The organism is Pseudomonas sp. NPDC089401, from assembly GCF_044749485.1.
In the GTDB taxonomy this organism is placed as follows: domain Bacteria; phylum Pseudomonadota; class Gammaproteobacteria; order Pseudomonadales; family Pseudomonadaceae; genus Aquipseudomonas.
The window spans coordinates 370,668-382,874 of the sequence record NZ_JBIVIA010000004.1 but is presented as its reverse complement, the minus strand read 5'-3'; the positions used below and the strand labels follow the sequence as shown (position 1 = coordinate 382,874).

The window sequence follows — 12,207 nt, the reverse complement described above, 5'->3', positions numbered from 1 at the left end:
TCGACGCCGCGCCCAAGTACATTGTGGGGATACATGCAGACACTAAAGGTCGACCTGGGCGAGCGCAGCTACCCGATCTACATTGGCGAAGGCCTGCTGGACCAGCCCGAGCTGCTGGCGCCGCATATCCGCGGGCGGCAAGTCGCCATCGTTTCCAACGAGACCGTCGCGCCTCTGTATCTCGAACGCCTGAGCAAGACCCTCGGTGCCTACTCGGTGGTGTCGGTGATCCTGCCGGACGGCGAAGCCCACAAGAACTGGCAGACCCTGCAACTGATCTTCGATGGCCTGCTGACCGCCAGGCATGACCGCCGCACCACGGTCGTCGCCCTCGGCGGCGGCGTGATCGGGGACATGGCCGGCTTCGCCGCGGCCTGCTACCAGCGCGGTGTCGACTTCATCCAGGTACCGACCACCCTGTTGTCCCAGGTCGATTCGTCGGTCGGCGGCAAGACCGGCATCAACCACCCGCTGGGCAAGAACATGGTCGGGGCCTTCTATCAGCCCAACGCGGTGCTGATCGACACCACCAGCCTCAAGACCCTGCCTGCGCGCGAGCTGTCGGCGGGCCTGGCCGAAGTGATCAAGTATGGCCTGATCTGCGACAAGCCTTTCCTGGCCTGGCTGGAAGACAATATGCAGGCCCTGCGCACCCTGGACAGCGCGGCCCTGACCGAGGCGATCCGTCGCTCGTGCGCGGCGAAAGCTGCGGTGGTGGGGGCCGATGAGCGTGAGTCCGGCGTGCGCGCCACGCTGAACCTGGGCCACACCTTTGGCCACGCCATCGAAACCCACATGGGCTATGGCGTGTGGCTGCACGGCGAAGCCGTGGCGGCGGGCACGGTAATGGCCCTGGAAATGTCCATGCGCCTGGGCTGGATCGACCAGGCCGAGCGCGATCGCGGTATCCGCCTGCTGCAGGATGCAGGCTTGCCGGTGGTGCCACCACAGGAAATGACCCCGGCGCATTTCATGGAGCACATGGCGGTCGACAAAAAGGTGCTCGACGGCCGCCTGCGCCTGGTGCTGCTGCGCCAGCTGGGCGAGGCGGTGATCACCGACGACTATCCGAAAGAGATTCTTCAGGCCACATTGTCGGCGGATTACCGCGCGATCGTGGCCCAGCTTTGAGGTTGTGACAGCGTAATGACCAGTTTGCATGCCGATGAGGCGTTCCTCGAACATTACCAGTTGAGCCACGATCCGTTCGCACCGCGTGTGCCCGGCTTCAAGTTCTTCCCCGCCCAGCGCAAGCCGGTGCTCGGCCAGCTCCACCACCTGGCCCGCTACAGCCAGCTGATGCTGGTGGTGACCGGCCCGGTGGGCAGCGGCAAGACCCTGCTGCGCCAGGCCCTGGTGGCCAGCACCAACAAGCAGTCGGTGCTCAGTGTGGTGGTGTCCGCCCGCGGCGCCAGCGATGCTGCCAGCGTGCTCGGCCAGGTGGCGCAGTCGCTGGACGTGGGCCAGCTCGAGGTTCAGGCGATCCTGAACAAGGTGGTGCAACTGGCGCTGACCGGCCAGGAAGTCTACTTGCTGGTGGACGATGCGGAACAACTCGACGAGTCGGCACTCCAAGCGTTGCTGGAACTGGCGGCAGGCCTCCCGGAAGGGCGCCCGCACGTGTTCCTGTTCGGTGAGCCGTCGCTGATTGCCGGGCTGGACGAGATCAATGTCGAGGAAGAGCGCTTCCACATCATCGAGCTCGCGCCCTACAGCGAGGAAGAAACCCGCGAGTACCTGGAACAGCGCCTGGAAGGTGCTGGCCGGGGCATCGAGGTGTTCAGCCGTGAACAGCTTGTCGATATCCATGAAAACTCCGACGGATGGCCAGGCAATATCAACCAGGTCGCCCGCGATTCCTTGATCGAAGCCATGATCGCCAGCCGTACCACGGCCAAGCGACCAGCCATGGGGTTCAAAATGCCTAAGAAACACGTGCTCGCGCTGTCCGCTGTCGTCGTGGTCGCCGTTGGTGCCGCGGTTCTGATGCCGAAGAAGAGCGACAAGGCCCCCGCCGAGGCGCCTGTGGCCCAGGCCCAGTTGCCACTGGGCGAAGGCCAGCCAGGTGGCGCCCAGTCGAACAACGGCAACCCGGCCATCGAGTTCTCCGGCCAGTCGCAGCCGATGCCGCTGCCACTGGTGGGCCAGTCGCAGCCGGTGATGCGCGAGCCACTGGCCCAGGCCGCCGGCATGGGTGACGGCGAAGAGGGTGGCCCGGCCGGTAACACCGCGCTGCAGCCTGCCGTTCCGCCAACCGTGACCACCACCGCGCCGCCCCAGGGCGTGCCGGCCGGCCCGGCCCCGAGCATGGCCCAGGCCACCGCGCCGGCGCAGCCGGTTGCACCGGCACCCAAGCCTGTCGCGACCCAGCCGGCCAAGCCGGTGGCAGCTGCCAAGCCGGCACCCGCGCCGACCCAGGTCGCCACTGCCAAGCCTGCCGCCAAACCGGTCGAGAAGCCGGCCGCTGGCGGCGCTGGCAACAGCGGCTGGTACTCGGGCCAGAAGCCAGGCAACTACGTGGTGCAGATCCTCGGCACCAGCTCCGAGGCGTCGGCCCAGGCGTTCGTCAAGGCACAGGGTGGCGACTATCGCTACTTCAAGAAAAACCTGCAGGGCAAGCCGCTGTACGTGATCACTTACGGCAGCTTCGCCAACCGCGATGCGGCGGTTGCGGCAATCAAGAACTTGCCAGCGAAGGTCCAGGCTGGTAAACCTTGGCCACGTACCGTCGCCAGCGTCCAACAAGAGCTGGCCTCGGCCCGCTGATACCTGCCGGGCGGCAGCACCCCGCCGCCCAGTTGCTGAGCGATTACTGACTTTCGACTAGCCTGCTGCGCTTCAAGCGCGGCAGGCTTTTCTGTCCCAGACTGCCGGCCACAAGCCAACCTTGCAGTCAGGGCTGAAACGCTTCAGACTCGAGCCAAGCCGCTATCACGGCATCCGGCGCAAAAACATTCAAAATTGCGACATAAATTTTCAATGGTGAGACATGAAAATTTGTGGGTATGACTGTCGCTGTGCAACAATGGTTTTCCATGGCCACCGCAAAAAAGCTGGCATTTGATCGGCGTGGATGGTAAGTGGTTGTACATAAAAGAGATTTGCCTCCGGTTGAGAGGTGAACCTGGTGAGAAAGTGTCTATGAAAACAGGTCTGTACCATCCCGAAGAATTCAAGGACAACTGTGGTTTTGGCCTGATCGCCCATATGACGGGCGAGCCGAGCCACCACCTTCTGCAAACCGCCATGCAGGCGCTGACCTGCATGACCCACCGCGGCGGCATCAACGCCGACGGCAAGACCGGTGACGGTTGCGGTCTGCTCATGCAGAAGCCTGATCAATTCCTGCGTGCCGTGGCCCAGGAACACTTCGCCGTCGAGCTGCCCAAGCAGTACGCCGTCGGCATGGTGTTCTTCAACCAGGACCCGGTCAAAGCCGAAGCCGCCCGGGCCAACATGGACCGCGAAATCGTCGCCGCCGGCCTCAAGCTGGTCGGCTGGCGCAAGGTCCCGATCGATACCAGCGTGCTCGGCCGCCTGGCCCTGGAGCGCCTGCCGCAGATCGAACAGGTGTTCATCGGCGGTGAAGGCCTGAGCGATCAGGAATTCGCCATCAAGCTGTTCAGTGCCCGTCGCCGTTCGTCCGTGGCCAACGCCCACGACGCCGACCACTACATCTGCAGCTTCTCGCACAAGACCATCATCTACAAAGGCCTGATGATGCCGCGCGATCTCGCGGCGTTCTATCCGGACCTCGGTGACGAGCGCCTGCAGACCGCGATCTGCGTGTTCCACCAGCGCTTCTCCACCAACACCCTGCCGAAATGGCCGCTGGCGCAGCCGTTCCGCTTCCTCGCCCACAACGGCGAGATCAACACCATCACCGGCAACCGCAACTGGGCCATGGCCCGTCGCACCAAGTTCGCCAACGACCTGATCCCCGACCTCGAAGAGCTCGGCCCGCTGGTCAACCGCGTCGGTTCCGACTCCTCGAGCATGGACAACATGCTGGAGCTGATGGTCACCGGCGGCATCGACCTGTTCCGCGGCGTGCGCATGCTGGTGCCGCCAGCCTGGCAGAACGTCGAGACCATGGACGCCGACCTGCGCGCCTTCTACGAATACAACTCCATGCACATGGAGCCGTGGGACGGCCCGGCCGGCATCGTCATGACCGAAGGCCGCCACGCGGTGTGCCTGCTCGACCGCAACGGCCTGCGCCCGGCGCGCTGGGTGACCACGACCAATGGCTACATCACCATCGCCTCGGAAATCGGCGTGTGGGGCTACCAGCCTGACGAAGTCCTGGCCAAAGGCCGGGTCGGCCCGGGGCAGATCCTTGCCGTGGACACCGAGACCGGCCAGATCCTCGACACCGACGCCATCGACAACCGTCTGAAGTCGCGCCACCCGTACAAGCGCTGGCTGCGTCAGCACGCCACGCGCATCCAGGCGACCCTGACCGACGACCAGGGCGCGGCCAGCTACGACGCTGACCAGCTCAAGCAATACATGAAGATGTTCCAGGTCACCTTCGAGGAGCGTGACCAGGTGCTGCGCCCGCTCGGCGAGCAAGGCCAGGAAGCGGTCGGCTCGATGGGCGACGACACGCCGATGGCCGTGCTGTCCCAGCGCGTGCGTTCGCCGTACGACTTCTTCCGCCAGCAGTTCGCCCAGGTGACCAACCCACCGATCGACCCGCTGCGCGAAGCGATCGTCATGTCCCTGGAAATCTGCCTGGGCGCCGAGCGCAACATCTTCCAGGAGTCCCCGGAGCATGCTTCGCGGGTGATCCTCAGCTCACCGGTCATCTCGCCCGCCAAGTGGCGTTCGCTGATGAGCCTGGAGCGCGAAGGTTTCGAGCGCCAGCTGATCGACCTCAACTACGACGAGAGCATCGGCCTGGAAGCCGCCATCCGCAACATCGCCGACCAGGCGGAAGAAGCGGTGCGCGGCGGCAAGACCCAGCTGGTGCTGAGCGACCGCTACATCGCCCCGGGCAAGCTGCCGGTGCATGCGTCGCTGGCCGTTGGCGCGGTGCACCACCGCCTGACCGAACAGGGCCTGCGTTGCGACAGCAACATCCTGGTCGAGACCGCCACCGCCCGTGACCCGCACCACTTCGCCGTGCTGCTGGGCTTCGGCGCCTCGGCCGTGTACCCGTACCTGGCCTACGAAGTGCTGGCCGACCTGATCCGCACCGGCGAAGTGCTGGGCGACCTGGACGAAGTCTTCAAGTACTACCGCAAAGGCATCTCCAAGGGCCTGCTGAAAATCCTCTCGAAGATGGGTATCTCGACCATCACCTCGTACCGTGGCGCGCAGCTGTTCGAAGCCATCGGCCTGTCCGAGGAAGTGGTCGGCCTGAGCTTCAAGGGCGTGTCCAGCCGCATCAAGGGCGCGCGCTTCGTCGACCTCGAAGGCGACCAGAAGCTGCTGGCCGCCGAAGCCTGGAGCGCGCGCAAGCCGATCCAGCAAGGTGGCCTGCTGAAGTTCGTCCACGGTGGCGAATACCACGCCTACAACCCGGACGTGGTCAACACCCTGCAGGCTGCCGTGCAGCAGGGCGACTACGCCAAGTTCAAGGAATACACCACGCTGGTCGACCAGCGCCCGGTGTCGATGATCCGCGACCTGCTCAAGGTGAAAGTGGCCGACCAGGCCCTGCCACTGGAGCAGATCGAGCCGCTGGAGGCCATTCTCCAGCGCTTCGACTCCGCCGGTATCTCCCTGGGCGCGCTGTCGCCGGAGGCCCACGAGGCCCTGGCCGAGGCGATGAACCGCCTGGGCGCGCGCTCCAACTCCGGTGAGGGCGGCGAAGACCCGTCGCGCTACGGCACCATCCGCAGCTCGAAGATCAAGCAGGTGGCCACCGGCCGCTTTGGCGTGACCCCGGAATACCTGGTCAACGCCGAAGTGCTGCAGATCAAGGTCGCCCAGGGCGCCAAGCCCGGCGAAGGCGGCCAGCTGCCAGGCGGCAAGGTCAACGGCCTGATCGCCAAGCTGCGCTATGCGGTGCCGGGCGTGACCCTGATCTCGCCACCGCCGCACCACGACATCTATTCGATCGAAGACCTGGCCCAGCTGATCTACGACCTCAAGCAGGTCAACCCGCAGGCCCTGGTCTCGGTCAAGCTGGTGGCCGAAGCCGGCGTTGGCACCATCGCCGCCGGCGTGGCCAAGGCCTATGCCGATCTGATCACCATCTCCGGCTACGACGGCGGCACCGGCGCTTCGCCGCTGACCTCGATCAAGTACGCCGGCGCCCCGTGGGAACTGGGCCTGGCCGAAACCCACCAGACCCTGCGCGGCAACGACCTGCGCGGCAAGGTGCGGGTGCAGACCGACGGCGGCCTGAAGACCGGCCTGGACGTGATCAAGGCGGCCATCCTCGGCGCCGAGAGCTTCGGCTTCGGCACCGCGCCGATGATCGCCCTGGGCTGCAAGTACCTGCGCATCTGCCACCTGAACAACTGCGCCACCGGCGTTGCCACCCAGAACGACAAGCTGCGCAAGGACCACTACATCGGCACCGTCGACATGGTGATCAACTTCTTCACCTTCGTCGCCGAAGAAACCCGTGAATGGCTGGCCAAGCTGGGCGTGCGCAGCCTCGGCGAGCTGATCGGCCGTACCGACCTGCTCGACGTGCTGCCAGGCGACACCGAGCGCCAGCAGTACCTGGACCTGACCCCGCTGCTGGGCAGCTCGCACATCCCGGCCGACAAGCCGCAGTTCTGCGAAGTGGACAAGAACCCGCCGTTCGACAAGGGCGAGCTGGCCGAGAAGATGGTCGAGATGGCCCTGCCGGCGATCCGCGACCAGGCCGGTGGCGAGTTCAGCCTCGACATCTGCAACTGCGACCGTTCCATCGGTGCCCGTATCTCTGGCGAAATCGCCAAGCTGTACGGCAACCAGGGCATGGCCGCCAGGCCGATCACCTTCCGCTTCAAGGGCACCGCGGGCCAGAGCTTCGGCGTGTGGAACGCGGGTGGCCTGAACCTGCACCTGCAGGGCGACGCCAACGACTACGTCGGCAAGGGCATGACCGGCGGCAAGGTGACCATCGTGCCACCGGCCGGCAGCCCGTTCGCCACCCAGCACAGCGCCATCGTCGGCAACACCTGCCTGTACGGCGCCACCGGCGGCAAGCTGTTCGCCGCCGGCACCGCGGGCGAGCGCTTCGCTGTGCGTAACTCCGGCGCCCACGCTGTTGTCGAGGGCACTGGCGATCACTGCTGTGAATACATGACCGGTGGCTTTGTCTGCGTCCTGGGCAAGACCGGTTACAACTTCGGTTCTGGCATGACTGGCGGCTTCGCCTACGTGCTCGACATGGACAACAGCTTCGTCGACAAACTCAACCACGAGCTGGTGGAAATCCAGCGCATCAGTGGTGAAGCGATGGAAGCCTACCGCAGCCACCTGGCGCGGGTCCTGGGCGAGTACGTGGAAGAGACCGGCAGCGAGTGGGGGCGTGAGCTCTTCGAGAACCTGGACGACTACGTGCGGCGCTTCTGGCTGGTCAAGCCGAAGGCGGCCAACCTCAAGCAACTGCTGTCCAGCACCCGTGCCAACCCGCAGTAAGAACAGCTGCAAGTGACGGCCCCGTGCGCGGGGCCCGTCGTGCTCAAGTGATCGTCTTGCAGCTTGCGGCCCGAGGCCGGCAACTGCGGTAAAGAGGTTTTGAAAAATGGCTGAACGTCTGAACAACGACTTCCAGTTCATCGAAGTGGGCCGCAAGGACCCGAAGAAAAAGCTGCTGCGCCAGCGCAAGAAGGAGTTCGTGGAAATCTACGAACCGTTCAAGCCGCAGCAATCCGTGGAACAGGCGCACCGCTGCCTGGGCTGCGGTAACCCGTACTGCGAGTGGAAGTGCCCGGTGCACAACTTCATCCCCAACTGGTTGAAGCTGGTTTCCGAAGGCAACATCCTGGCCGCGGCGGAACTGTCGCACCAGACCAACACCCTGCCGGAAGTGTGCGGCCGCGTGTGCCCGCAGGACCGTCTGTGCGAGGGTGCCTGCACCCTGAACGACGGCTTCGGCGCGGTGACCATCGGCTCGGTGGAGAAGTACATCACCGACACCGCCTTCGCCATGGGCTGGCGCCCGGACATGTCCAAGGTCAAGCCGACCGGCAAGCGCGTCGCCATCATCGGTGCCGGCCCGGCCGGCCTTGGCTGCGCCGACGTGCTGGTGCGTGGCGGCGTCACCCCGGTGGTGTTCGACAAGAATCCCGAGATCGGTGGCCTGCTGACCTTCGGCATCCCCGAGTTCAAGCTGGAAAAGACCGTGCTGAGCAATCGCCGCGAAGTCTTCACCGGCATGGGCATCGAGTTCCGCCTGAACACCGAGGTGGGCAAGGACATCACCATGGAACAACTGCTCGCCGAGTACGATGCAGTGTTCATGGGCATGGGCACCTACACCTACATGAAGGGCGGTTTCCCGGGCGAGGACCTGCCAGGCGTGCACGACGCGCTGGACTTCCTGATCGCCAACGTCAACCGCAACCTCGGTTTCGAGAAATCGCCGGAAGACTTCGTCGACATGCAGGGCAAGAAGGTCGTGGTGCTGGGCGGTGGCGACACCGCGATGGACTGCAACCGTACCTCGATCCGCCAGGGTGCCAAGTCGGTGACCTGTGCCTATCGCCGTGACGAAGCCAACATGCCGGGTTCGCGCAAAGAGGTGAAGAACGCCAAGGAAGAGGGCGTGAAGTTCCTCTACAACCGCCAGCCCATCGCCATCGTCGGCGAGGACAGGGTCGAAGGCGTCAAGGTGGTCGAGACCCGTCTCGGCGAGCCGGATGCCCGTGGCCGCCGCAGCCCCGAGCCGATCCCGGGTTCCGAGGAAATCCTGCCGGCCGATGCCGTGGTGATCGCCTTCGGCTTCCGCCCGAGCCCGGCGCCGTGGTTCGAGCAGCATGGCATCCAGATGGACAGCCAGGGCCGCGTGGTGGCACCGGAACAAGGCAAGTTCAAGCACCAGACCAGCAACCCGAAGATCTTCGCCGGCGGCGACATGGTGCGCGGTTCGGACCTGGTGGTGACTGCCATCTTCGAAGGCCGCAACGCCGCCGAAGGGATCCTGGACTACCTCGAAGTCTGACCCATCGCATTCGCGGCTAAAGCCGCTCCCACAGGGAACGCGCAGCTTCGAAGCCAGCGCAGTACCTGTGGGAGCGGCTTTAGCCGCGAACACCGGCGAAGCCGGTGCCATCCTTCTCAACACGTTTGTATACAAAATCGTTTGATCTGTGGCACCCAATAGACAAAACGCATGGCCTTGGCCGTGCCTTTTGCGCTGGCGTCTGAGAAAATGCCCGCACTATTTTTCCGGATGCCGACATGACTGCCCTGAAGAACGATCGTTTCCTGCGCGCGCTGCTCAAGCAACCCGTGGACGTCACCCCTGTCTGGATGATGCGCCAAGCCGGCCGCTACCTGCCGGAATACCGCGCCAGCCGCGCCAAGGCCGGTGATTTCATGAGCCTGTGCATGAACCCGCAGTTCGCCTGCGAGGTCACCCTGCAGCCGCTGGAGCGCTACCCGCTGGACGCGGCAATCCTGTTCTCCGACATCCTCACCATCCCCGACGCCATGGGCCTTGGCCTGTACTTCGAAACCGGCGAAGGCCCGCGTTTCAAGAAGACCATCAGCACCCCGGCCGACATCGAAGCGCTGCCGATTCCCGACCCGCAGAAAGACCTCGGCTACGTGATGGACGCGGTCAGCACCATCCGCCGCGAACTCAATGGCCGTGTGCCGCTGATCGGCTTCTCCGGCAGCCCCTGGACCCTGGCCACCTACATGGTCGAGGGCGGCTCGTCGAAGGACTTCCGCAAGACCAAGGCGATGGCCTACGACAACCCGCAGGCCCTGCACCTGCTGCTGGACAAGCTGGCCCAGTCGGTCACCAGCTACCTCAACGGGCAGATCCTCGCCGGTGCCCAGGCGGTGCAGATCTTCGACACCTGGGGCGGCAACCTGTCGGCGGCGGCCTACCAGGAGTTCTCCCTGGCCTACATGCGCAAGATCGTCAGCGGCCTGATCCGCGAACACGAAGGGCGCAAGGTGCCGGTGATCCTGTTCACCAAGAACGGCGGCCTGTGGCTCGAAAGCATCGCCGAGGCCGGTGCCGACGCGCTGGGCCTGGACTGGACCTGCGAGATCGGCGACGCCCGTCGCCGCGTGGGTGACAAGGTGGCCCTGCAAGGCAACATGGACCCGACCGTGCTCTACGCCAAGCCAGAAGCCATCCGCCAGGAAGTCGCGCGCATCCTCGCCAGCTATGGCAAGGGCACCGGCCACGTGTTCAACCTGGGCCACGGCATCACCCCGGAAGTCGACCCGGCGCATGCCGGCGTGTTCATCAACGCCGTGCATGAACTGTCGGCGCAGTATCACCAGTAAGTGCTCTGCAACAAAAAGCCCGGCCAAGTGCCGGGCTTTTTGTTGGATTAAGCTTTGATTCAGCGATCGTCGTTAATCTGGGCCCATCGAAACCCAAACAGGACCCGATCCCATGAAAACCCGTTACCTCGCCCTGATCCTCGCCCCGCTGTTCAGCACCGCCGCCCTGGCGGCCGGCTATACCGGCCCGGGTGCCCAGTCGGTGACCACCGTAGCCGCCGCCAAGGAGGCTGCCGACGACACCCCGGTGGTGCTGCAAGGCTACGTGACCAAGAAGATCAACAACGACGACAAGTACGAATTCAAGGACAACACCGGCACCATCACCGTCGAAATCGACAATGAGGACTTGCCGCCGACGCCGTTCAACGACAAGACCAAGGTCAAGCTGACTGGCGAAGTGGAGAAGCACCTGATGAGCCGCGAAGTGGATGTGGATATCGTCGAGATCATCAACTGATCCGAGATTTTGGAGGCTGCTTTGCAGCCTATCGCGACACAAGGCCGCTCCTACAGGGGTTACGCGATCCCTGTAGGAGCGGCCTTGTGTCGCGATAGGGCCGCAAAGCGGCCCCAAGGTTTAGCTCGATTTCGGAGCTAACTTGCTCAACCGCCACGCCACCAGCAACGCCACCGCCAGCAAGCTGCCGATGAACATCCCGATCCCGTTCCACCCCCACTGGTGCCAGAACACCCCGCCCGCCGTACCCGCCACGCTCGACCCGGCGTAATAGCAGAACAGGTACAGCGACGAAGCCTGCCCCTTGGCCTTCAACGCCCGGCGGCCGATCCAGCTGCTGGCCACCGAGTGCGCGCCGAAGAAGCCGAAGGTGAACACCAGCATGCCGACGATCACCAGCGCCAGCGGGCTGGCCAGGGTCATCAGCAAGCCCCCGGCCATCACCACGATACTGGCCCAGAACACCTTGCGCCGGCCCAGCTTGTCGGCCAGGGCGCCGACCTGCGCCGAGCTGTAGATACCCGACAGGTACACCACCGAGAGCAGCCCGACCAGTGCCTGGTTCATGTGGTACGGCTCTGCCAGCAGGCGATAGCCGATGTAGTTGAACAGGGTGACGAACGCGCCCATCAGCAGGAACGCCTCGAGGAACAGCCACGGCAGGCCGGCGTCCTTGAAGTGCATCACGAAGCCATCGAGCAGGCTGCGCGGATTCATCTGCTGCGGGCGGAAGTTGCGCGATTCGGGCAGCACCTTCCAGAACACCAGCGCCGCCACCAGGGCCAGGCCGCCGATGGCCAGCATCGCCGTGTGCCAGCTGACGAAGTCGATCAGCACGCCGGTGATCAGGCGCCCGCTCATGCCGCCGATGGCGTTGCCGCCGATGTACAGGCCCATGGCCAGGCCGATGTGCTGCGGGTGGATCTCTTCGCTGAGGTAGGTCATCGCCACCGCCGCCAGGCCGCTCAGCGACAGGCCGACCAGGGCGCGAGTGGCCAGCACCAGTTCCCAGCTCGGCATCACGGCGCTGGCCAGGGTCGACAGGGCGGCGCAGACCAGGGCGAAGACCATCACCGGTTTGCGCCCGATGCGGTCGGAGATCGGCCCGGTGACCAGCAGGCCGAACGCCAGCATGGCGGTCGACACCGACAGCACCAGGCTGCTCTGGGCCGCGTTGATGGAAAATTCCTTCGACAGCAGCGGCATCATCGGCTGCACGCAGTACAACAGGGCGAAGGTGGCGAAGCCGCCGCTGAACAGCGCCAGCACGGTCTTCATGAAGGCGGGGGTGCCCTTTTCGATCCACATGTCGTTGAGGATGGCAGATTCGG

The 12,207-nt window shown here is 64.8% G+C and carries 7 protein-coding genes; 6 read left to right on the top strand and 1 reads right to left on the bottom strand.

Translation table 11 applies throughout. From position 1 onward, the window contains the following. Nucleotides 1-33 precede the first annotated feature (33 nt). The 6 genes from aroB (at nucleotide 34) to ACIP21_RS12110 (ending at nucleotide 10,876) form a co-directional block, all read left to right on the top strand. On the top strand, nucleotides 34-1,131 hold the full coding sequence (gene aroB, locus ACIP21_RS12135; protein WP_400687638.1) for a 3-dehydroquinate synthase: 1,098 nt from the start codon (nucleotides 34-36) through the stop codon (nucleotides 1,129-1,131). 15 nt (nucleotides 1,132-1,146) lie between these two features. Beyond that, a complete protein-coding gene (locus ACIP21_RS12130; protein ID WP_400687636.1) occupies nucleotides 1,147-2,766 on the top strand; it encodes an AAA family ATPase in 1,620 nt (539 codons plus the stop codon). A gap of 375 nt (nucleotides 2,767-3,141) precedes the next feature. Then, nucleotides 3,142-7,587, top strand: a complete 4,446-nt coding sequence (gltB, locus tag ACIP21_RS12125; protein WP_400687634.1) for a glutamate synthase large subunit — start codon at nucleotides 3,142-3,144, stop codon at nucleotides 7,585-7,587. A gap of 106 nt (nucleotides 7,588-7,693) precedes the next feature. Then, nucleotides 7,694-9,112 (top strand): FAD-dependent oxidoreductase, encoded by a 1,419-nt coding sequence (locus ACIP21_RS12120; protein WP_400687632.1) that lies wholly within the window; start codon nucleotides 7,694-7,696, stop codon nucleotides 9,110-9,112. 239 nt (nucleotides 9,113-9,351) lie between these two features. Further along, entirely contained in the window at nucleotides 9,352-10,416 is a 1,065-nt protein-coding gene (hemE, locus tag ACIP21_RS12115; protein ID WP_400687630.1) for a uroporphyrinogen decarboxylase, read from the top strand. A 112-nt stretch (nucleotides 10,417-10,528) separates the two neighbouring features. Beyond that, nucleotides 10,529-10,876 carry a YgiW/YdeI family stress tolerance OB fold protein gene (locus tag ACIP21_RS12110; RefSeq protein ID WP_400687628.1) on the top strand — a complete coding sequence of 116 codons (348 nt, stop codon included), beginning with the start codon at nucleotides 10,529-10,531 and terminating at the stop codon, nucleotides 10,874-10,876. 120 nt (nucleotides 10,877-10,996) lie between these two features. Here ACIP21_RS12110 and ACIP21_RS12105 read toward each other — a convergent pair whose 3' ends face one another. Continuing rightward, complete coding sequence (locus ACIP21_RS12105; RefSeq protein WP_400687992.1) at nucleotides 10,997-12,184, bottom strand: MFS transporter; 1,188 nt, start codon at nucleotides 12,182-12,184, stop codon at nucleotides 10,997-10,999. Nucleotides 12,185-12,207: the final 23 nt, after the last annotated feature.